General features: G+C 70.9%; 18 protein-coding genes and 1 pseudogene. 12 read left to right on the top strand and 7 right to left on the bottom strand.

Features of this window, described 5'->3' with window-relative positions:
- Positions 1–30: 30 nt before the first annotated feature.
- From IPK81_23490 to IPK81_23480, 3 genes are all read right to left on the bottom strand, one after another.
- On the bottom strand, positions 31–786 hold the full coding sequence (locus IPK81_23490; protein QQS12403.1) for an SDR family oxidoreductase: 756 nt from the start codon (positions 784–786) through the stop codon (positions 31–33).
- 31 nt (positions 787–817) lie between these two features.
- The gene (locus IPK81_23485; protein ID QQS12402.1) at positions 818–1,981 is read right to left on the bottom strand and encodes an LLM class flavin-dependent oxidoreductase; all 1,164 of its coding nucleotides are present in this window, start codon (positions 1,979–1,981) and stop codon (positions 818–820) included.
- Positions 1,982–2,074: 93 nt separating this feature from the next.
- Positions 2,075–3,595, bottom strand: coding sequence for an AMP-binding protein (locus IPK81_23480; protein ID QQS12401.1), 1,521 nt, complete (start codon positions 3,593–3,595; stop codon positions 2,075–2,077).
- An 89-nt stretch (positions 3,596–3,684) separates the two neighbouring features.
- Between IPK81_23480 and IPK81_23475 the strand changes: the two genes are divergently transcribed.
- A complete protein-coding gene (locus IPK81_23475; protein ID QQS12400.1) occupies positions 3,685–4,812 on the top strand; it encodes an FAD-binding oxidoreductase in 1,128 nt (375 codons plus the stop codon).
- 19 nt (positions 4,813–4,831) lie between these two features.
- On the opposite strand, the gene IPK81_23470 is transcribed toward IPK81_23475, so the two are convergent.
- Positions 4,832–5,260, bottom strand: a complete 429-nt coding sequence (locus IPK81_23470) for a cupin domain-containing protein (GenBank protein ID QQS15242.1) — start codon at positions 5,258–5,260, stop codon at positions 4,832–4,834.
- A 262-nt stretch (positions 5,261–5,522) separates the two neighbouring features.
- On the opposite strand from IPK81_23470, the gene IPK81_23465 reads away from it, so the two are divergent.
- From IPK81_23465 to IPK81_23450, 4 genes and pseudogenes are all read left to right on the top strand, one after another.
- Positions 5,523–6,812: a GTP cyclohydrolase II gene (locus IPK81_23465; protein QQS12399.1), complete on the top strand. Its 1,290-nt coding sequence runs from the start codon at positions 5,523–5,525 to the stop codon at positions 6,810–6,812.
- A gap of 44 nt (positions 6,813–6,856) precedes the next feature.
- Positions 6,857–8,058 (top strand): annotated as a pseudogene (locus IPK81_23460) (URC4/urg3 family protein).
- A gap of 16 nt (positions 8,059–8,074) precedes the next feature.
- The gene (gene upp, locus IPK81_23455; protein QQS12398.1) at positions 8,075–8,710 is read left to right on the top strand and encodes a uracil phosphoribosyltransferase; all 636 of its coding nucleotides are present in this window, start codon (positions 8,075–8,077) and stop codon (positions 8,708–8,710) included.
- Positions 8,711–8,782: 72 nt separating this feature from the next.
- The gene (locus tag IPK81_23450) at positions 8,783–9,919 is read left to right on the top strand and encodes a mandelate racemase/muconate lactonizing enzyme family protein (protein ID QQS12397.1); all 1,137 of its coding nucleotides are present in this window, start codon (positions 8,783–8,785) and stop codon (positions 9,917–9,919) included.
- A 12-nt stretch (positions 9,920–9,931) separates the two neighbouring features.
- Here the strand turns inward: IPK81_23450 and IPK81_23445 are convergent, their stop codons facing one another.
- From IPK81_23445 to IPK81_23435, 3 genes are all read right to left on the bottom strand, one after another.
- Positions 9,932–11,011, bottom strand: a complete 1,080-nt coding sequence (locus IPK81_23445) for a C-terminal binding protein (GenBank protein QQS12396.1) — start codon at positions 11,009–11,011, stop codon at positions 9,932–9,934.
- 78 nt (positions 11,012–11,089) lie between these two features.
- Positions 11,090–11,485, bottom strand: a complete 396-nt coding sequence (locus IPK81_23440) for an MAPEG family protein (protein QQS12395.1) — start codon at positions 11,483–11,485, stop codon at positions 11,090–11,092.
- A 68-nt stretch (positions 11,486–11,553) separates the two neighbouring features.
- On the bottom strand, positions 11,554–12,414 hold the full coding sequence (locus IPK81_23435) for an SDR family NAD(P)-dependent oxidoreductase (GenBank protein ID QQS12394.1): 861 nt from the start codon (positions 12,412–12,414) through the stop codon (positions 11,554–11,556).
- Positions 12,415–12,603: 189 nt separating this feature from the next.
- Here IPK81_23435 and IPK81_23430 point away from each other — a divergent pair, with 189 nt between their 5' ends.
- The 7 genes from IPK81_23430 (at position 12,604) to IPK81_23400 (ending at position 20,498) form a co-directional block, all read left to right on the top strand.
- A complete protein-coding gene (locus IPK81_23430) occupies positions 12,604–14,394 on the top strand; it encodes a peptide ABC transporter substrate-binding protein (GenBank protein QQS12393.1) in 1,791 nt (596 codons plus the stop codon).
- Between the two features lie 57 nt (positions 14,395–14,451).
- The gene (locus IPK81_23425; protein QQS15241.1) at positions 14,452–15,399 is read left to right on the top strand and encodes an ABC transporter permease; all 948 of its coding nucleotides are present in this window, start codon (positions 14,452–14,454) and stop codon (positions 15,397–15,399) included.
- Positions 15,365–16,315, top strand: coding sequence for an ABC transporter permease (locus IPK81_23420; protein ID QQS12392.1), 951 nt, complete (start codon positions 15,365–15,367; stop codon positions 16,313–16,315). Before IPK81_23425 ends, IPK81_23420 begins: the two co-directional genes overlap by 35 nt.
- A gap of 71 nt (positions 16,316–16,386) precedes the next feature.
- Entirely contained in the window at positions 16,387–17,301 is a 915-nt protein-coding gene (locus IPK81_23415) for an ABC transporter ATP-binding protein (protein ID QQS15240.1), read from the top strand.
- Positions 17,302–17,323: 22 nt separating this feature from the next.
- Positions 17,324–18,298, top strand: a complete 975-nt coding sequence (locus tag IPK81_23410; GenBank protein ID QQS12391.1) for a dipeptide ABC transporter ATP-binding protein — start codon at positions 17,324–17,326, stop codon at positions 18,296–18,298.
- A 325-nt stretch (positions 18,299–18,623) separates the two neighbouring features.
- Positions 18,624–19,478 carry a phytanoyl-CoA dioxygenase family protein gene (locus tag IPK81_23405; GenBank protein ID QQS12390.1) on the top strand — a complete coding sequence of 285 codons (855 nt, stop codon included), beginning with the start codon at positions 18,624–18,626 and terminating at the stop codon, positions 19,476–19,478.
- A 387-nt stretch (positions 19,479–19,865) separates the two neighbouring features.
- A complete protein-coding gene (locus IPK81_23400) occupies positions 19,866–20,498 on the top strand; it encodes a hypothetical protein (GenBank protein QQS12389.1) in 633 nt (210 codons plus the stop codon).
- The last annotated feature ends 18 nt before the right edge of the window (positions 20,499–20,516 follow it).

The following is a 20,516-nucleotide window of genomic DNA, read 5'->3' as shown; positions in this document are numbered from 1 at the left end:
GCATCGCCGCGGTTACCGGCGCGGGCCGCGTCAGCCGCGGCCGACGAACGGCATCTTGGTCGCCATCACCGTCAGGAACAGCACGTTGGCGTCCGGCGGCAGCGTCGCCATGTAGACCACCGCGTCGGCCACCGCCTGCACGTTCATGGTCGGCTCGATCCGCGTCGATCCATCGGGCTGGAGCACGCCCTTGGCCATGCGCTCGGTCATCGGCGTGGCGGCGTTGCCGATATCGACCTGGCCGCCGGTGATGTCGAACGGCCGGCCGTCGAGCGCGATCGCCTTGGTCAGGCCGGTGATCGCGTGCTTGGTCGCCGTGTACGGCGCCGAGTTCGGCCGTGGAGCGTGGGCCGAGATCGAGCCGTTGTTGATGATGCGGCCGCCCTGCGGGGTCTGCGCCTTCATCATGCGGATCGCCTCCTGCGCGCACAGGAACGAGCCCGTCAGGTTGACGTCGACCACGGCCTTCCACTGCGCGTAGGTCAGATCCTCCATCGGCACGGGCGGCGCGCCGGTGCCGGCGTTGTTGAACAGCACGTCGAGCCGGCCGAACTCCGCCTTCACGGCCGCGAACAGCCGCTTCACCGCCTCGGGGTCGCCCACGTCGGCGGCCACCGCCAGCGCGCCGACGCCCAGCGCCTTGGCGGCCGAGACCACCTCGTCGAGCGGCTCCTTGCGGCGTCCCGCCAGCGCGACGGAATAGCCGGCCTTGGCCAGCCCCAGCGCCGACGCCTTGCCGACTCCCGATCCGGCGCCCGTCACGAGCGCGACTTTGGTGGTGGCCATGTCCGTCTCTCCCCCTGTGTCGGCGTCCCGCCTACGCCACGCGCGGCAGGACCTTGGTGTGGAACAGTTCCAGCGACTTCATCAGCTTGGCATGCGGGATCAGCGCGTTGTAGGTCCAGGCGAAGATCCAGTTCACCGGCAGGCGCTTCTTGGTGTTCTCCAGCAGGCGCGTCACCGAATCGACCGTGCCGACGAAGGCGTAGCCGTTGGCGATCGCCTCCTCCGGCGCCGGCGCGTTTCCGGTCTTCGGGTCGATCATGCCCTTGCGGAAGCCGAACGGCACGAACCACGCGTTGCCGGTGAAGGTCGCGGAGTCCTTCCACAGCGCGACCGCCTCCTCCTCCGTGTCGGCGATGATGACGTCGCGCAGCAGCCCGAGCCCGTCGCCGCGCGGCTTTCCGGACACGCTGGCGTAGACGTCGAACAACTGCTCCTCGAGCTCCTGCCGCATCGGCGGCAGGATCGCGGTCACGCCCTCGCGCGCGCACCAGCGGATGCTGTTCTCCGAGGAGGCGAAGGGCTGGAACACGGGTGGATGCGGCTTCTGCAGCGGCTTGGGCACGACGCCCACCGCCTTGAGGATCCCGTTCTCGACGCCGGCGCCCCAGTTCCTCGTCGTCTCGAGGTCCCACGGCGTCGGGCCCGGCGGGATCTTCCAGTACTTGCCCTGGTGGGCCAGCATCGGCTCGGTCCACGCCTTCTTGATGATCTGGAAGCACTCCTCGAACGCCTCGCGGTTGGCCGCGTCGATCTCGTCGTGCTGGTGCGGCAGGGCGCCGTGGATGCCGTGGGTCTGCTGCGCCATGGTGTCGACCCAGCGCCGCTGGTAGCCGCGCGCGAAGCCGGCGCAGGCGCGGCCGCCGCTCATGTGGTCGAGCATCGCGATGTCCTCGGCGACGCGGATCGGATTGCTGGCCGGCAGCACGATGCCGAGCTGGCCGACGCGGATGCGCTTGGTCTGCATCGCGACGTAGAGGTCGAGCAGCACGGGGTTGTTCGACAGCTCGAACCCCTCGATGTGGAAATGGTGCTCGGTGAAGCTGACCGAATCATAGCCGACGTCGTCGGCCAGCCGCACCTGCTCCGACACCTCGCGTAGCATCTGCTGGTAGAGGTCGCCGCGCAGACCGACCATGCCGGCCTCGATCTGCGACCGGTCGCCGACCGTCGGCAGGTAGAACAGCGACGCCTTCATCGTTTCCAATCCGTGGTCATTTGGTTCATTCGGGGTCGAGCATAGCGGACGCCGCCACGCCGGCGGAAACCCCGCGGCGCGCGGCTGCGTTGCTTAGAGGCGGGTCCTCAGATCGGTCTTGAGGATCTTGCCGTAGTTGTTCTTCGGCAGCGCGTCGATGAAGCGGTAGTCCTTCGGCCGCTTGTAGCGCGCGATGTTGTCGAGGCAGAGCTGGTCGAGCTCGGCCGGGGTCACGCTGCGGCCCTCGCGCGCCACGACGAAGGCAACCGCCTCCTCGCCCCACTCGGGATGCGGCCGGCCGACCACGGAGCACTCCAGCACGGCGGGATGCGCGTTGAGCACGTCCTCGATCTCGCGCGGATAGATGTTGGAGCCGCCGGAGATGATCATGTCCTTGGAGCGGTCCTTCAGCGTCAGGAAGCCGTCGTCGTCGAAACACCCCACGTCGCCGGTCCACAGCCAGCCGTCGCGCAACGAGCGCGCGGTCGCCGCTTCGTTGCGCCAGTAGCCGGTCATCACGACGTCGCCCCGGACGATGATCTCGCCGGTTTCGCCCGTCGGCACCGGCCGGCCGTCCTCGTCGACGACGCGGACCTCGACGCAGGAATCCGGCAGGCCGGCCGACGCCAGCCGCTGCTCCCAGCGGGGATGCGTCCGGTCGGCGTGCTGGGCGCGGCTGAGATGGGTGATCGTCATCGGGCTCTCGCCCTGCCCGTAGAGCTGGATCATCACGTCGCCCAGCAGGTCGAGCGACTTCTTGAGGTCGCTGACGTACATCGGCGCGCCGCCATAGGTGATGGTGCGCAGCGCGCCGGGCCGCAGATCGGCGGCGGACGGCGAATCGATCAGCCGCTTCACCATGGTCGGCGCCAGGAAGACGTTCGCGCCGGGCCAGCGGTTGATCAGCTCGACCGTCTCCGGCACCTCGTAGCGGCCGCTCTCCGGGAACACCTGGACGACGCCGCGCGCCAGCATCGGGAAGGTCCACAGGCCGGAACCATGGCTGACCGGCGCGACGTGCAGCAGCGACTCGCCGGGCGCCGGCCGGTCGATGTCGGCGTAGTAGTTGAACGTCATCGTCAGCAGGTTGCGGTGCGTCAGCGTCGCGCCCTTCGGCCGGCCCGTCGTGCCCGAGGTGTAGAACAGCCACGCCGGATCCGTCGGCCTCGCGTCGTGCAGCGCGACCGGATCGCCCACCGCCATGAACGTGTAGTCGCGCGTGGTGACGTCGACGACGCGCTCCAGCGCCGGGCACTCGTCCTTCACCGAGGCGATCGCCTCGGCGAGGTCCGGCGTCACGAAGCACACGCGCGCGCCGCTGTCGCCGAGGATGAAGGCGAACTCCTTGGGATGCAGCTTGGCGTTCATCGGCACGGCGCACAGCCCGGCGTGCCAGATGGCGTACATCGCCTCCAGCGACTCCACGCAGTTGGTCGTCGCCAGCGCCACGCGGTCGCCCGGCGCCAGGCCGAAGCGGTGCCGCAGATGCGTCGCCATCACCGACACGCGGCGCAGCAGCGCGCGGTAGGACAGGTGCGGCGCCGGCCCCTTCGCCAGGGCCGTCAGTTCGGGGAACGCCTGCGCCGATTTGATCAGCAGCGAAGCGATATTCATCGTTGCCCTCCGTTCGCGCGCGGACTATCGCAAGCGGGACGCCGGCGGGCAATCGCCGCGGACGGCGCGCGCACCGCACGGAAGAAGAAGTGACCGAAGTCGATTTCGCCATCGTCGGCGCCGGCATCGCCGGCGTCTCCTGCGCGTACTTCCTGGCGCCGAGGGCGCGCGTCGCGATCCTCGAGCGCGAGCATGTGGCCGCCTACCACACCACCGGCCGCTCGGCGGCGCTGTACAGCGAGACCTACGGCGGCGCCGCGATCCGCGCCATCACCGTCGCCAGCGGCCCGTTCTACCGCGACCCGCCGGCCGGCTTCGCCGACGTCCCGCTGCTGTCGCCGCGCGGGGCGCTGTTCGCCGGCCGCGCCGACGAGCGCGCGGCGCTGGATTCGGCGCACAGGGAGTTCAACGCGCTGGTCGCCAGCGTGCGCCGCGTCGACAAGGCCGAGGCGCTGGCGCTGTGCCCGCTGCTGCGCGCCGACTACGTCGACGGCGGCGTGTTCGAACCCGACGCCGAGGACATGGACGTGGCCGCCATCCACGCCGGCTTCCTGCGCGGCGCCCGCGCCGCCGGCGCGACCCTGCGTCTCAAGTCGGAGGTCGTCGGCCTCGACCGCCGCGACGGCAAGTGGCTCGTGCGGCTGGCCGACGGCGACACGGTCGTCGCCGGCGCGATCATCGACGCCGCCGGCGCGTGGTGCGACGCGCTCGCGGCGATGGCCGGTGTGAAGCCGGTCGGGCTGGTGCCGAAGCGGCGCACGGCCTTCACCTTCGACGCGCCGCCGGGGCTCGACATCGCGCGCATGCCCATCGTCGTCGACATCGCGGAGACGTTCTATTTCAAGCCGGAGGTCGGGCAATTCCTCGGCTCGCCGGCGGACGAGACGCCGAGCGAGCCGTGCGACGCGCAGCCGGAGGAGATCGACATCGCCATCGCCGTCGACCGCATCCAGACGGCGACGACCCTCGAGATCCGGCGCATCCGCAACAAATGGGCCGGCCTGCGCAGCTTCGTGAAGGACAAGACCTTCGTGGCCGGCTACGAGCCCGGCGCCGACGGGTTCTTCTGGCTCGCCGGCCAGGGCGGCTACGGCATCCAGAGCGCGCCGGCGATGGGCCGCCTCAGCGCCGCGCTGGCGCTGGGCGACGGGCTGCCGGCCGACATCACGGCGCTGGGCGTCGCGGAAGCCGCGTTGTCGCCGATGCGGCTTCGGTGAGACGCGGCGCCCGCGCGTCCTACTCCACCGCGTGGGTCGCGAATTCGCCGGGGCTGGTGATCTCGATCAGCTCGAGATCGTCGGAGTGCGCGATCTCCTTATGCTTGATGCGCGGCGGCTGGTAGACCATCGAGCCGGCCTCGAGCGTCACGTCGCCGTAGCCCTCGTAGTGGAACTTCACCCAGCCCTTGAGCACGTAGACGAACTGGAAATCCAGATCGTGCCAGTGCCGCGGCGCGTCGGCGTGCATGCCCGGCCGGGCGCGGATGACATGGGCGTGCACCCGCCCGCCGGTCACGCCCATCAACCCGAGGTCGCGGTACTCGAAGAACGGCCGCAGCCCGTCCGGCGCGAAGGAATCGGCGGCGGCGTGGCTGACCACGACCTGCCGCGCCAGCGCCGCCGCCTTCGCCTTCGGCGCGGCCTTGCCCCCCGCGGCCTTGCCCATCAGGGTCTTGCGCGGCGTCGCCCGGCGCGCCGGCTTCGCGGCCGGCTTCCGCGCCGGCGGCTTGCGGCTGGCGGGTTTGCGGGTGGCGGTCTTTCGGACCGCGCGTTTCGCTGCTTTGGCCATGTCGGATACCTCCCTGCGCGAAGTATGTCCGCATCGCCGGAGCGCGGCAATTCCCGCCCCGGACGGGTTCCGCGTCGACATTTATCCACAGCGTGGTAGACTGCGTCGCTTTCCGGGGTTGCACCGTGGAAGGCCAAGAATGAACGCCGTCGACCCGCCGCCCACACCCGCTTCCAGCGAAGCGCAGCCCGCGCGCCGACACATCCGCCTGACATCCCATCCGCTTTCCGGCGCCACGCGCCCGCCGCCGCTGCGCTGGGGCGCGCCCACGGCGGTCGAGCGCGGCCCGGTGGTCGCCACCCTGACCAGCCCGGAGCGGCGCAACGCCATCGGCACGCACTCCGGCTCCTACGGAATCTACCGCGCCCTCGCCGTCGCCTCGCGGACGCTCGACCGCAACCACAAGGCCGACCTCACCGACACCGCGCCGGCGGCGCGCATCGGGCCGTTTCCCGGCTGGGCCGACCCGGCGAGGATCGTGTCGTTCGATCCCTGGGGCCACATGGTGGCCGACGTGTTCGCCGGCGAGCTGGCGCGGGGCCTCGACGTCCGCCCGACCATCGCCGTCACCAAGGCCCATGTCGGCATGCCGGAGATCCGCGACGCGGTCGCCGCCGGCCGGCTGATCCCGGACGGCGACGTCCTGCTCGATTCCGGCGACGTGCGCGTCACCAAGGCGGCGATCGAGCCGGTGTGGTGGCTGCCCGGCGTCGCCGAGCGGTTCGCCATCGCCGAGACCGCGCTGCGCCGCGCGCTGTTCGAGCAGACCGGCGGCATGTACCCGGAACTGGTCACGCGACCGGACCTGAAGGCGTTCCTGCCGCCGATCGGCGGCATGACGCTCTATTTTTTCGGCGACGTCTCCAAACTCGGCCGGCCGCAGACGCGCATCGCCTGCCGCGTGCACGACGAATGCAACGGCTCCGACGTGTTCGGCTCCGACATCTGCACCTGCCGGCCCTACCTCGCGCACGGCATGGAGCTGTGCGTCGAGGAGGCCCAGCGCGGCGGCGTCGGCGTCGTGGTCTACAATCGCAAGGAGGGCCGCGCGCTGGGCGAGGTCACCAAGTTCCTCGTCTACAACGCGCGCAAGCGGCAGGCCGGCGGCGACAGCGCGGCGCGCTACTTCGAGCGCACGGAATGCGTCGCCGGCGTCCAGGACATGCGCTTCCAGCAGCTCATGCCCGACGTGTTCCACTGGCTGGGCATCGCGCGCATCGACCGCTTCGCCTCGATGAGCAACATGAAGTCGGGCGCGCTGCGCGACATGGGCGTCGAGATCGTCGAGCAGGTCGCGATCCCCGAGGGCCTGATCCCGCCCGACGCCCAGGTCGAGATGGACGCCAAGAAGGCCGCCGGCTATTTCACCGCCGCCGCGCCGGACGCCGCCGAGCTGCTCAAAGCGAAAGGCCGGGGACTGGCGGAGTGAGCGTCGCCTGCGTCCCGCCGCTGGTGGCCTCGGCCATCGCGCTGATGCGCGCGCCGGCGACGATCCGCGCGCGCGCCGCGCTGGTCCGCCGCCACGTCGAGGACGGACGCTCGCCGCATTTCGCGCTCGACGCCAACGGGCTGGAGGCCGCCGTGCGCGCCACCCTGGCGGTGATGCGCGAACGCTTCCCCGATCCACAGCGGGTGCCGTTCCACGCCCGCTGGCGGCATTTCGAGGTCGGCGGCCGCGACCGGTGGCGCGGCCTCGCCGCGACGCTGGGGGGCGTGGACCCCGCCGAGCGCGGCCGCGTCCGCGTCGAGCTGGCGATCACGTCTGTCCTGCTCGACGCCGGCGCCGGCGCCGACTGGCGCTACCGCGAGTCCGACGGCGGCGCGACGTTCACGCGCTCCGAGGGGTTGGCCGTCGCCAGCTTCGACCTCTACCGCGGCGGCGCGTTCTCCAACGATCCGGCGGCGCCGCTGCGCGCCGACGCCGAGGCGCTGGAGCGTTTCTCCGCCGGCGCGCTCGCGACCGCGTTCCAGGTCGCGCCCGGCAATCCGCTGGTCGGCCTCGACGGCCGGGCGGCCCTGATCGCGTCGCTCGGCGCCGTCGCGCGGTCGCGGCCGGACGTGTTCGGCGCCGGCGCGCGGCTGGGAACCCTCTTCGACCATCTCGCGGCGCGCGCCGAGGCGGGAGTCCTGCCGGCGGCCGCGATCCTCGCCGCCCTGCTCGACGTCTTCTCGGCATCTGGCCGTCCCGGCTCGACATCGACGGCGTGCCGCTGGGCGACGTCTGGCGCCATCCCGCCGCGCGCGCGCGCGACCGCACCGACGGTCTCGTGCCGTTCCACAAGCTCTCGCAATGGCTCGCCTACTCGCTGGTCGAGCCGCTGGAGGAGGCCGGCATCCGCGTGGTCGACCTCGACGCGCTGACCGGCCTGCCGGAGTACCGCAACGGCGGCCTCCTGGTCGATTGCGGCGCGTTGCGCGTCAAGCGCCGCGAGCTGCTGACCACACCGTTGCCGCCCGGCGACGAGGCGGTCGTCGAGTGGCGCGCGCTCACGGTGGCGCTGCTCGACGACATCGCGGCGCACGTCCGCCTGCATCTCGGCCTCGACGCCGAGGCGCTGCCGCTGGTCAAGGTGCTGGAGGGCGGCACCTGGCTGGCCGGCCGCCGGCTGGCAGCCCAACGCCGTGCCGGCGGCGCCCCGCCCATCGCCGTCGCCAGCGACGGCACCGTGTTCTGAACCGCGAGGATCCGCGATGCCCGCTCCCAACGTCACCGTCGTCGACCACCCGCTGGTCCAGCACAAGCTCAGCATCCTGCGCGACCGCGAGACCTCGACCACCAATTTCCGCCGCCTGCTGCGCGAGATCGCGCTGCTGCTGGGATACGAGGTGACGCGCGACCTGCCGCTCACGCGCCAGCGCATCGAGACGCCGGTGGCGGCCATGGACGCGCCGTTCATCGACGGCAAGAAGCTGGTGATCGTGCCGATCCTGCGCGCCGGGCTCGGACTGGCCGACGGGCTGCTCGACCTCGTCCCCTCGGCCCGCGTCGGCCATATCGGCCTCTACCGCGATCCCGAGACGAAGGCCGCGGTCGAGTACTACTTCCGCATGCCCGAGGACGCCGCCGAGCGTCTGGCGCTGGTGTGCGATCCGATGCTGGCGACCGCCAACTCGTCGATCGCCGCCGTCGACCTGCTGAAGGGCGCCGGCGTGCGCCGCATCAAGCTGCTCTGCGTGCTGGCGGCGCCGGAGGGCGTCGCGGCGTTCGGCGCGGCGCATCCCGACGTGCCGGTCACCGTCGCCGCCATCGACGAGCGGCTCAACGACCACGCCTACATCGTCCCCGGCCTCGGCGACGCCGGCGACCGCATGTACGGCACGCGGTAGCGGGGCGCCGGCGTCTTCCCCGCGGCGCGCCGCCGACGCAGGATGGCGCGACGCCAGCAACCGGGAGCGACCATGCCGACGATCCGCCGCCTCTCCTTCACCGGACTGGAGTTCGTCCTGCCGCCGGAAAAGGCCTACGGCATGTCGCGCGGCGGCGGCCACCGCCGGCCCGGCGGCCTCGTCGAGGTCGAGACCAGCGACGGCGTCGTCGGAATCGGCGAGGCGTTCGGCAATCCGCTGGTGGGCCGCGACTACTTCGCGATGGTCGAGCCGTTCTTCGCGGGACGCAGCGTGTTCGATTTCGACCACGTCGAGGCCGAGCTGCGCAACCGGCTCTACCATCTCGGGGTCCAGAACCAGCTCACGGCCTGCCTCGCCGGGATCAACACCGCCCTGTTCGACGCCATCGGCCGGACCTTCGGCGTGCGCGTCTGCGACCTGCTCGGCGGCTGCCGCGCCGAACGCCTGCCCGTCTACGCCTCGACCGGGTTCTTCTCGAAGGATCCGGAGAACCAGCTCGAGCACCAGATGGAGCGCGTGCGCGCCCATCCCTACCTCGGCGCCAAGATCAAGATCGGCCGCGGCGCGCGCGACGACGCCGCCCGCGTCAAGCTGGCGCGCGGCATGCTCGGCCCCGACGCGCTGCTGATCGTCGACGTCAACGGCAACTACACCGTCGACCTGGCGCTTGAATCGATGCGCGCCATCGAGCCGTACGGCATCCACTGGGTCGAGGAGCCGCTGCCGCCGTCGGATATCCGCGGCTACGCCGAGCTGCGGGCGCGGGCGCCGCTGCCGATCGCCGCCGGCGAGGCGCTGTACGCCACGCGCGACTTCAAGCTCCTGATCGACGCGCGCGGCGTCGACATCGTGCAGCCGTCGATCCCCGCCACCGGCGGCCTGACGGAGGCGAAGCGGATCGCGTTCCTGGCGCAGTCGTCCAACCTGCGCGTCTCGCCGCACGTGTGGGGCGGCGCCGTCGGGCTGGCCGCGGCGCTGCATTTCGTCGCCGCGCTGCCGGTGAGCCCGCACACCGACAACCCGCCCTATCCCGTGCTGGTCGAATACGACATGAGCCGCAACGCGCTGCGCGAGGAGCTGGCGCTGAATCCGCCCCGGCTGGAGGACGGTCACCTCGTCCTTCCGTCGGGCCCGGGGCTGGGAGTCGAACTCGATCGCGCCGCCGTCGACCGCTACCGCGTCTGCTGACGCGCGCGGCCGTCAGTTGCCGGGGCCGCGCTCCATCGAATAGGGCTGCCAGCGCGTCAGCCCGCCTTTCTCCAGCACCGAGGGATTGACGCAGGAGCGCGGCCAGCGGCCGGTGAGGATGGAGGCCAGCTCCTGGCCGACGCGGCGGCGGCGAGCCGGATCGAAGCGCGCCGAGGCCGAGGCGACGTGCGCGGTCAGGATCACGTTGTCCATCTTGAGCAGTGGGTTGTCCGGCTTGACCGGCTCGACCTCCAGCACGTCGAGGCCGGCGCCGGCGATCCAGCCCTCCTCGAGCGCCTTGATCAGCGCCGCCTCGTCCACGGTCGGCCCGCGGCCGGTGTTGATGAACAGCGCCGTCGGCTTCATGCGCCGGAAATGCTCCTCGCGCAGCATGCGCTGCGCGTCGGCGGTCGCCGGCGCGTGCATCGAGACGATGTCGGATTGCGACAGCACCTCGTCGAGGCTGGCCGGCTCGACGCCGTGCTCGCTCATCACCAGCTCCTCGACGTAGGGGTCGTAGGCGATGACGCGCAGACCGAACGGCTTGGCGCGCTTGGCCACCGCGCGGGCGACGTGGCCGAAGGCGATCAGGCCGAGCGTCTGTCCCATCAGGCGCGGGAACTTGTAGAGCGCCGGCCGGCCCTCCGACCAGCGGCCCTCGCGCACCATGCGGTCCTGCTCGACCAGCCGGCGGAACATGCCCAGCAGCAGCGTCATGGCGTGGTCGGCGACCTCCTCGATGAAGGTGTCGGGCACGTTGGTGACGGGGATGCCGCGCGCCGTGGCCGCCGCGACGTCGCACGAATCGACGCCGACGCTGCCCAGCGAGATCGCCTTGCAGCGCGTCAGGCTGTCGATCACGACCTTCGGCAGCTTGCGGCGCTGGAGGTAGATCGCGTCGGCGTCGCGCGCCTCGGCGATGACCTCGTCGTCGGTGGCCGAGGCCGGCAGACCGACGATCGCGACGTCGAGCGCCCGCAACGCCTCCATCTCGTAGGCGTAGTCGTCGCCCGGCATGGCGCCCGGCGACACGATCCTGAACTTCGCCGTGTCGTTCCTCAAATCAGCCACGTCGTCCCTCCCGCCGTTCATGAGCGGCGGAGCAAATCGGCCGCGTCGCGCCTTGTCAATCGCCGCCGCCCGTTCCGGGCCGGGCGGACACCACCGTCATCAGGCTCGCACGACGGCCTGCGCGCCGACGAGCACCAGTCCGAGCGTCGCGGCGTTCCAGCACAGCGACCGGATCCACGGGATTCCGGCGGCGTAGAGCGGCAGATAGGCGGCGCGGCCGGCGAGATACATCGCGCAGCCGGTCTGGCTGAGGGCGCCGGAGGAACCGGTGACGTGGACGACGACGGCGCAGACGGCGAAATAGGCGAAGGTCTCGAGGAAGTTCGCGTGGGCGCGATGGAGGCGGGCCGCGACGCCCGTCGGCCGCAGATCCTCGTCGCGCGGGCCGGCCGCGTAGCGGTTGCCGACCTGCGCCTTGAACGAGAAGGCCGCCGCGGAGAGGTGCACCAGTCCCAGCAGCGCCGCGAGCAGCGCCGCCCACAGTTCCCACGACATCGGGTCCTCCCTGCCGTCGCGCCGGCGGGGCGGCCCGCGTCGCGGATCCGCCGACGCCGTGAGCCGGCCTACGCCAGGCGGAACGCCGCCGGCTGCCGGCCGTCGAGATCGGCGAAGTGGTACTCGCGGGCGAGATCGCCGACCGTCAGCAGACGGCCGCTCTTCTCCATCACGCCGGGATCGCCGGCCAGCATCGCCACGGCGCGGCCGGCGTATTCCGGCGACTCGGTCGTCGCCAGCGTCGCCGGATCGCCGGCGAGCGCCTTCTCGACGCGCTCCGTGCGCACGAAGCCCGGCGCCAGCGCGACCACGGCCACGTCGCTCGCCGCCAGCTCCCGCGCCAGCCCCGCGGTCAGCCGGATCACGGCCGCCTTGGCGACGTCGTAGTAGAGGTTGCCGAGATACTCGTCGAACGCCCAGGCCAGCGTGTTGACGACCAGCCGCGGACCCGTGCGGGCGCGGCTCGACGTCAGCAGCGGCGCGGCGTGGCGCGACGACAGGAACGTCGCCTTCAGGCCGCGGTCGAACATGCCGCCCCAGTTGGCGGCGTGCTCCTGCTGCCACAGCGGGCGCGTGAACTCGGCGCCGGGATGGCTCTCGTATCCACCCCAGGCGTTGTTGACGAGGATGTCGATCCTGCCGTGGTCGCGGCCGACCGTCTCGAACAGCGACCGCACCTGGGTCTCGTCGGCGTGGTTGCAGCGGACCGCGATCCCCTGCCCGCCGCGCTCGTCGACCTCCTTGGCGGTGCGCTCGATCGTGCCGGGCAGACCCTCCGTGGTCGGACCCGCGTCGCTGCTTCGGCCGGTGACGTAGACGACGCAACCGGCCTCGCCGAGCACGCGGGCGACGCCGCGGCCGAGCCCTCGGCTGGCGCCGGTGACGACGGCGACGGGACGGACGGGATCGGTGGCGGCGGCTGGGGACATCATCGGCTCTGCGTATATCACGGACGGATGGCGGGGCATCATACCGCATCCGTAAACGCCCGCCGCGCGTCGATAGCGCGTTGACGGACGCGATTCGCCATGCACTTGATACGGCTTCGCAAAGAACGCCGTCCGCAGGTCCGCGGAACGGCGCGCGTGGCACGAAGCGCCAACGGCAAGGGGGTTTCTATGGACGAACGTGAGATCCGAGGCCTTATCGGCAAGGTCAAGACCGGCCGGCTATCGCGCCGCGGTTTCGTGAACCGGATGCTGGCGGTCGGCGTGACGGCGCCGATGGCGACGCAGCTTCTGGCCTACTCCGGCGTGGCCATGGCGCAGGCGCCGTCGGCCTACAAGCCGACCAAGCGCGGCGGCGGCGGCACGCTCAAGGTGCTGTGGTGGCAGGGCCCGACCCTGCTCAATCCGCACTTCGCCGTCGGCACCAAGGACCAGGACGGTTCGCGCCTGTTCTACGAGCCGCTGGCCGCGTGGGACGCCGAGAGCAACCTCAGGCCGATGCTGGCAGCGGAGATTCCCAGCCGCGAGAATGGCGGGCTGGCGGCCGACGGCAAGTCGGTGACCTGGAAATTGAAGCAGAACGTGAAGTGGCACGACGGCAAGCCGTTCACCGCCGACGACTGCGTGTTCAACTGGCAGTACGCGAAGGATCCCGCGACCGCCGCGGTGACCGTCGGCTCGTACAAGGACGTGGTCGTCGAGAAGGTCGACACCTACACCGTGGTCGTGAAGTTCCAGAAGCCGACGCCGTTCTGGGCCGACGCGCTGGTCGGCACCCGCGGCATGCTGATCCCGAAGCACCTTTTCCAGGACTTCATCGGCGCCAAGTCGCGCGACGCCCCGACCAACCTCAAGCCGGTCGGCACCGGTCCCTACCTGTTCAAGGATTTCAAGCCGGCCGACCTCGTCACCGGCGTCATCAACCCCGACTACCACCAGGCCAACAAGCCGTACTTCGACGCCATCGAGATGAAGGGCGGCGGCGACGCGGTGTCGGCGGCGCGCGCGGTGCTGCAGACCGGCGAATACGACTTCGCCTGGAACATGCAGGTCGAGGACGAGATCCTCAGCCGGCTCGAGAAGGGCGGCAAGGGCCGCGTCCTGGTCACGCCGGGCGGCAACATCGAGCACATGCAGCTCAACACCACCGACCCGTGGACCGAGGTCGACGGCGAGCGCGCCAGCGCCAAGACCAAGCACCCGATCCTCGGCGACCAGGCGGTGCGCCAGGCGATCGCGCTGATCATCGACAACAAGTCGATCGAGCAGCACATCTACGGCCGCACCGGGCCCGCGACGCGCGACTTCCTGAACAACCCCGCGAAGTTCCGCTCGAAGGCCAACCCGGTCGAGTTCAACGTCGAGAAGGCCGCCGACCTGCTGGAGAAGGCCGGCTGGAAGAAGGGCGCCGACGGCATCCGGGCGAAGGACGGCAAGAAGCTGAAGCTTGTCTTCCAGACCTCGATCAACCAGCCGCGCCAGAAGACGCAGGCGATCATCAAGCAGGCGGCGCAGAAGGCGGGCATCGACATCGAGCTGAAGTCGGTGACGGCCTCGGTGTTCTTCTCGTCCGACGTCTCCAACCCGGACACCTACACCAAGTTCTACTGCGACCTGCAGATGTACACGACGACGATGACGCAGCCCGATCCGCAGCTCTTCATGAACCAGTTCACGAGCTGGGAGGTCGCCACGAAGGAGAACAAGTGGCAGGGTCGCAACATCACCCGCTGGCGCAACGAGGAGTACGACAAGCTGTTCCGCGCCTCGGAGTCCGAGCTCGACGCTGTCAAGCGGACGGCGATGTTCATCAAGATGAACGACCTCGTCGTCCAGAACCAGGTCGTGCTCGGCGTCGTGCAGCGACCGGGCGTGGCGGCGCTGGGCACCAAGCTCAACGCCAACATCAGCGGCTGGGACAACAACACGTCCGACCTGTCCGACTGGTTCAAGGAAGCGTGATCGGCCGCCGCGCCGGCCGGGCGGGGACCCCGGCGTCCCCGTGGTCCCGCGCCATACATCATCCGCCGCCTGCTGATCGCGATCCCGAGCCTGCTCGGGATCAGCCTCGTGCTGTTCTGCATCCTGGCGCTGGCGCCGGGCGATCCGTTCGAGGAGCTGGCCACCAACCCGGCGGTGCCGCCGGAGGTGCGCGCGGCGCTGCGCGCCAAGTTCGGCCTCGACGACCCGGTGTGGACCCGTTACGTCCACTGGCTCGCGGCGATGCTGCAGGGCGACTGGGGTTTCTCCTTCGTCAGCCGCATCGACGTCGACGACCTGATCCTCCAGCGGCTGCCGGTGACGCTGATCGTGATCGGCTCCTCGCAGGTCCTCGCCATCCTCGTGGCGCTGCCGATCGGCGTGCTCGCGGCGACCAAGCCCTACTCGCTGTTCGACCAGATCGCCAACACGCTGGCCTTCGTCGGCTTCTCGCTGCCGACCTTCTTCACCGGCCTGCTGTTCATCCTGGTGTTCTCGGTGCAGCTCGACTGGCTGCCCTTCGTCTACCGCGCCAACATCGACGCGACGGGCTGGCGGTTCTACTGGGAGCACGTCCGCCAGGCGATCATGCCGGTGATGGTGCTGGGCCTGTTCCAGGGCGCCTCGCTGGTGCGCTACGTGCGCTCCTCGGTGCTCGACGTGATCAAGCTCGACTACGTGACCACGGCGCGCTCCAAGGGCATCGGCGAGCGCAAGGTCATCACCAAGCACGTCGTGCGCAACGCCCTGATCCCGGTCGTCACGCTGGTGGCGCTCCAGCTGCCCGTCGTGTTCGGCGGCGCCATCGTCACCGAGCAGATCTTCCGCGTCCCCGGCATCGGCTCGCTGCTGATCGCCTCGATGCTGGCCAACGACACCCCGGTCGTGATGGCGGTCACCTTCGTGTTCGCCTGTCTTGTGGTCCTGTTCAACCTCATCGCGGACATCCTCTATGGCTGGCTCGACCCCCGCATCGCCTACCGCTGACGCGGTGGCGCCGGCCGCGTCGGCGGCGCGCCGGAGCCGGCCGCTCACGCCGGCCGGCGAGGCGTGGCGCCGCTTCCGCAAGCACCGGCTCGCGGTCGCGAGCGCCGTCATCCTGCTGACGCTGATCGTGGCCGTGATCCTCGGTCCGTTCCTCTGGCCGGTGGCGATCAACGACATCGACTTCGCCCACAAGCTCAAGGGGCCCTCGTGGGCGCATCCGCTGGGCACCGACGACCTCGGCCAGGACCTGCTGGCGCGCCTGCTCTACGGCGGCCGAATCTCGCTGGCGGTCGGTCTGGCGGCGATGGTCGTGGCGGTCGTGGTCGGCGTGCTGGTCGGCGCCATCGCCGGCATGGCCAGCGGCTGGGTCGACGCAGCGCTGATGTGGCTCACCGACCTGTTCCTGGCGCTGCCGCTGCTGCCGCTGCTGCTGCTGCTGATCTACCTGTTCCGCGACTCCGTGAAATCGGTGATGGGGCCGGAGGGCGGCGCCTTCATCCTGATCGTGGCGGTGATCGGCGGCCTGCGCTGGATGCAGGTGGCGCGGCTGGTGCGGGCGCAGTTCCTGTCGCTGCGCGAGAAGGAGTTCGTCGAGGCCGCGCGCGCGCTGGGCGCCTCGACGCCGCGTACCGTGACGCACCACATCCTGCCCAACGCGCTCGGCCCGGTGATCGTCGCCGGCACGATCGACGTGGCGGCCGCCATCATCGCGGAATCGACGCTGTCGTTCCTCGGGCTGGGCTTCCCGTCCGACATCCCAACCTGGGGCAGCATGCTGCGCGACGCCAAGGACTACCTCGACTTCGCGCCCCACTGGGTGCTGTTCCCCGGCGCCGCCATCTTCCTCGCCGTCATCACCATCAACTTCATCGGCGACGGGCTGCGCGACGCGCTCGATCCGCGCCGCGTCCTGTGAGCGCGCGCATCGTGGCCGAGACCCTGCTGGACATCCGCGGACTGAAGACCTGGTTCAAGACCGACGACGGCATGGTCCGCGCCGTCGACGGCGTCGACCTGCGGATCGACGCCGGCGAGACGCTGGGCGTGGTGGGCGAGTCGGGCTGCGGCAAGACCGTGACCGCGCGCTCGGTGCTGAAGCTGATCGACATGCCGCCGGGCCGCTTCGAGGCCGGCCAGATCCTGTGGCGCGGCCGCGACCTGATCCCGGTCGACGAGGCCGGGATGAACCGCGTGCGCGCGCGCGAGATCGCGATCATCTTCCAGGAGCCGATGACGTCGCTGAACCCCGTCTACACGGTGGGCGACCAGATCGCCGAGGTCATCGAGCTGCACCGCAAGCTGTCGCGCAAGCAGGCGCTGGCCGCCGCCGCCGACATGCTGGGGCTGGTCAACATCCCCAACCCGTCGCGCCGCATCCACGACTACCCGCACCAGTTCTCCGGCGGCATGCGCCAGCGCGTGATGATCGCGATGGCGCTGTCGTGCGAGCCGACGCTGCTGATCGCCGACGAGCCGACCACCGCGCTCGACGTCACCATCCAGGCGCAGATCCTCGAGCTGATGCAGGAGATGAAGGACAAGCTCGGCATGGCGATCATGCTGATCACGCACGCCATGGGCGTGGTGGCCGAGACCTGCCAGCGCGTCGTGGTCATGTACGCCGGCAAGGTGGTCGAGGAGGCGCCGGTGCGGGCGCTGTTCGGCGATCCGCGCCACCCGTACACGCAGGGGCTGATCCGCTCGATCCCGCGCATCGACCGCACCGCCGGCCGCCAGGCGCGGCTGGAGTCGATCCCCGGCGCGGTGCCCAGCCTGCTCAGCCCGCCGCCGGGCTGCCGCTTCGCGGCGCGCTGCAAGTTCGCGCGGCCGGACTGCGTGGCGGCCGAGCCGCCGCTGCGCGAGATCGAACCGGGCCACAAGGTGGCCTGCGTGCTCTACTGACCGTCCCGAGGACCGCGCCCCGATGAGCGAACCCCTGCTGCGCGTCAAGGACCTCGTCAAACGCTTCCCGATCAAGGGCGGCCTGCTGTCGCGCGAGGTCGGCCGCGTGCACGCCGTCGACGGCGTCAGCTTCGAGCTGGCGGCCGGCGAGACGCTGGGGCTGGTGGGCGAGTCGGGCTGCGGCAAGTCGACCACCGGCCGCTGCATCCTGCGCCTGATCGAGCCGAGCTCGGGCGAGGTGTGGTTCGAGGGCAAGGACATGGGCGCGCTCGGCAAGAGCGACCTGCGCGCCCTGTGCCGCGACATGCAGATCATCTTCCAGGACCCCTACGCCTCGCTCAACCCGCGCATGACGGTGGGCGCCATCATCGGCGAGGCGCTGACCATCCACGGCCTGGCCAAGGACCGCGCCGCCTACGACGAGCGCGTCGCCGAGCTGCTGGAGACGGTCGGGCTCAACGCCGACCACATGCGCCGCTTCCCGCACGAGTTCTCCGGCGGCCAGCGCCAGCGCATCGGCATCGCCCGCGCGCTCGCCGTCTCGCCCAAGCTGATCGTGTGCGACGAGCCGGTGTCGGCGCTCGACGTCTCGATCCAGGCCCAGGTCATCAACCTGCTCGAGGACCTGCAGGAGAAGTTCGGCCTCACCTACCTGTTCATCGCCCACGACCTCAGCGTGGTCGAGCACATCAGCACCCGCGTCGCCGTCATGTACCTCGGGCGCATCGTCGAGATCGCGCCGGCCAAGGACCTCTACGCGAACCCGCTGCACCCCTACACAGAGGCGCTGCTCTCGGCCGTGCCGATCCCCGATCCCAGCGTCAAGCGCCAGCGCATCCGGCTGGAGGGCGACGTGCCCAGCCCGATCAACCCGCCGCCCGGCTGCCACTTCCACACCCGCTGCCCGATCCGCAAGCTGCCGCTCTGCGCCACCGAGAGCCCGACGCTCAAGCAGTCCAGCGCCGGCCACTGGGTCGCCTGCCATCTGAGGGGCTGAGGAGTGCCAACCTCCCCCGTCCGCGCGGCCGAGGGTTCTCCTCGCCCCGCGCAGGCGGGGAGAGGAACGGGCCCGCGCCGACGGCGTGGGAAGGTGAGGCGCTTCGCGGCGCCCGGCCGGGCGGTCGCTTCCACCGGCCCCGCCCAACCCGGCGTCAATGGGAAGCCCCTCACCCCGGCCGTCTCCCCGTCTTCGCGGGGCGAGGGGGCATGACGCGTGCCGGGACGCCGCGGGGATGCCGGGCCGACGAAGGACTCGCGCCGGCGCCGACCGCGCGACATGATCGCCGCGGACGACACGCCGCCATCAGCAGGGAGTTCCCGCCATGCCCAAGGCGCTGACCGAGGCGCAGGTCGCGGCCTACCACCGCGACGGCTTCCACTTTCCCATCCGCGTCATGTCGGAGGACGACGCCGCGCAATGCGAGCGCCGGCTGCGCGCCATGGAGGCGCGCGAGGGCGGCGCGATCTCGCGCAAAACGAACATGAAACCGCATCTGCTGGTGCCGTGGCTCGAGGATCTGGTGCGCCACCCCGCCGTGCTCGACGCGGTCGAGGACATCATCGGCCCCGACATCCTCGCCTGGGGCAGCGGCTTCTTCACCAAGGGCGCGCGCGACCCCAGCTTCGTGAGCTGGCACCAGGATCTGACCTACTGGGGCCTGTCGAAGCCGGAGATCGTCACGGCGTGGATCGCCTTCACGCCCAGCACCGTGGAGTCCGGCTGCATGCGCGTGATGCCCGGCACCCACGGCGAGCAGATCGCGCACAAGGACACGTTCGACGAGCGCAACCTGCTGAGCCGCGGCCAGGAGATCGAGGTCGAGGTCGACGAATCGAAGGCCGTCGACATCGTCCTGCGGCCGGGCGAGATCTCGCTGCACCACGTCCGGCTGATCCACGGCTCGGCGCCCAACCGCGCCGCCCACCGCCGCATCGGCTACGCCGTGCGCTACATCCCCACGCACGTGCGGCAGCTCACGCCGGTGCGCGACAGCGCCATGCTGGTGCGCGGCGTCGACGCCCACGGAAATTTCGACCGCGACCCCTCGCCCCGCGCCGAGTTCGATCCGGCGGCGGTCGCCTACCACGCCGACCTGGTCGACCGTCAGACCCGCATCCTCTACGCCGGCGCCGAGAAGGTGCGCGACCTCGACGCCCCCGCGATGCGGGCGGAGTGAGCGGCGGCGGCCGTCGCCCCTTCGCGGGGCGGGGCGGTGGAGGAACATGCCCTCGAACGCGCTCGCACCGCATCTCAACCGTCATCCTGAGCGCAGGCGCGGAGCGCCGAAGTCGAAGGATCTTGCCGCCGCGCCCGACGCGGAAAGATCCCTCGACTGCGCGCCTTCGGCGCTCCGCCCGGGATGACGGGCGGAGGGCGTGCGCCGCCAGCCAGGCCTCGGCCGTGTCAGGCGAATCCAGGAAGGCAGCCTCCGGCCACGGACCCTCCCGCCCCCGAAAAAATCTCCCCGCCGTGGGAATATCCCCCCGCATTCCGCGTTTATGAGTTAACGCTCACATCTTTCCGGGTATCGCCCCGGCCGGGTGGCGGGCTGGTGGAGCGGAAGATGGACACTTGGAGCTACGTGCAGACCACCGCGCGCACCGGCGGCGAGCTGGTCTACGCCATGTCGCAGAGCCAGACCGACGTGCTGAACGACGACATGCCCGGCCCGTGGGGCGCCGCCGCCCCCGCCGGGTTCTGCGCCGGTCTGGCGTTGCGCTGGATCGGCCTGCGGCGGGCCGGCGCCGACTATCCGTTCGATCCCGCCACCGGGGTCGCGCAGGGCACCTTCTGGCAGGCGACGCGCGACCAGAACATCATGGTCGACACCCGCGTCACCGGCTCGAATCCAGCCGACGTGTTCCTGCCGCGCGCCGAGGCGGTGCTCAAGGGCTACGGCGTGGTGGTCAACCGCGGCCGCTACTGGACGTCGACCACCGGCGTCAGCGCCGCCATGCTGGAGCGCGCGGTCTTCGCCGGCGACGGCCTGTACTTCGTCGAGATGCGCCGCAAGGGCGGCGGCCACGCGCTGGGCCTGCAGCGCGCCGGGAACGAGTACAGGCTGTTCGACTCCAACCAGGGCGAATTCGTCCTCAAGGGCCTCGACGCCTTCCGCCGCTTCGCGAGCTGGTTCCTCAAGGACACCGGCTACCAGGGCCGCTACACCACCGGCACGTGGATCGTGGGCATGCGATAGGCGGCGGCAACCCGCCCG

Source organism: Rhodospirillales bacterium (assembly GCA_016699855.1).
In the GTDB taxonomy this organism is placed as follows: Bacteria; Pseudomonadota; Alphaproteobacteria; order Reyranellales; family Reyranellaceae.
Note: the sequence above shows the minus strand (reverse complement) of the source record. Positions and strands in the feature narration are given on the sequence as shown.

Coding starts and splice junctions, on each gene's coding strand:
- IPK81_23490 (QQS12403.1), bottom strand. CDS start 786: ATGGCCACCACCAAAGTCGCGCTCGTGACGGGCGCCGGATCGGGAGTC.
- IPK81_23485 (QQS12402.1), bottom strand. CDS start 1,981: ATGAAGGCGTCGCTGTTCTACCTGCCGACGGTCGGCGACCGGTCGCAG.
- IPK81_23480 (QQS12401.1), bottom strand. CDS start 3,595: ATGAATATCGCTTCGCTGCTGATCAAATCGGCGCAGGCGTTCCCCGAA.
- IPK81_23470 (QQS15242.1), bottom strand. CDS start 5,260: ATGGGCAAGGCCGCGGGGGGCAAGGCCGCGCCGAAGGCGAAGGCGGCG.
- IPK81_23465 (QQS12399.1), top strand. CDS start 5,523: ATGAACGCCGTCGACCCGCCGCCCACACCCGCTTCCAGCGAAGCGCAG.
- upp (QQS12398.1), top strand. CDS start 8,075: ATGCCCGCTCCCAACGTCACCGTCGTCGACCACCCGCTGGTCCAGCAC.
- IPK81_23450 (QQS12397.1), top strand. CDS start 8,783: ATGCCGACGATCCGCCGCCTCTCCTTCACCGGACTGGAGTTCGTCCTG.
- IPK81_23445 (QQS12396.1), bottom strand. CDS start 11,011: ATGAACGGCGGGAGGGACGACGTGGCTGATTTGAGGAACGACACGGCG.
- IPK81_23440 (QQS12395.1), bottom strand. CDS start 11,485: ATGTCGTGGGAACTGTGGGCGGCGCTGCTCGCGGCGCTGCTGGGACTG.
- IPK81_23435 (QQS12394.1), bottom strand. CDS start 12,414: ATGTCCCCAGCCGCCGCCACCGATCCCGTCCGTCCCGTCGCCGTCGTC.
- IPK81_23430 (QQS12393.1), top strand. CDS start 12,604: ATGGACGAACGTGAGATCCGAGGCCTTATCGGCAAGGTCAAGACCGGC.
- IPK81_23420 (QQS12392.1), top strand. CDS start 15,365: ATGGCTGGCTCGACCCCCGCATCGCCTACCGCTGACGCGGTGGCGCCG.
- IPK81_23415 (QQS15240.1), top strand. CDS start 16,387: ATGGTCCGCGCCGTCGACGGCGTCGACCTGCGGATCGACGCCGGCGAG.
- IPK81_23410 (QQS12391.1), top strand. CDS start 17,324: ATGAGCGAACCCCTGCTGCGCGTCAAGGACCTCGTCAAACGCTTCCCG.
- IPK81_23405 (QQS12390.1), top strand. CDS start 18,624: ATGCCCAAGGCGCTGACCGAGGCGCAGGTCGCGGCCTACCACCGCGAC.
- IPK81_23400 (QQS12389.1), top strand. CDS start 19,866: ATGGACACTTGGAGCTACGTGCAGACCACCGCGCGCACCGGCGGCGAG.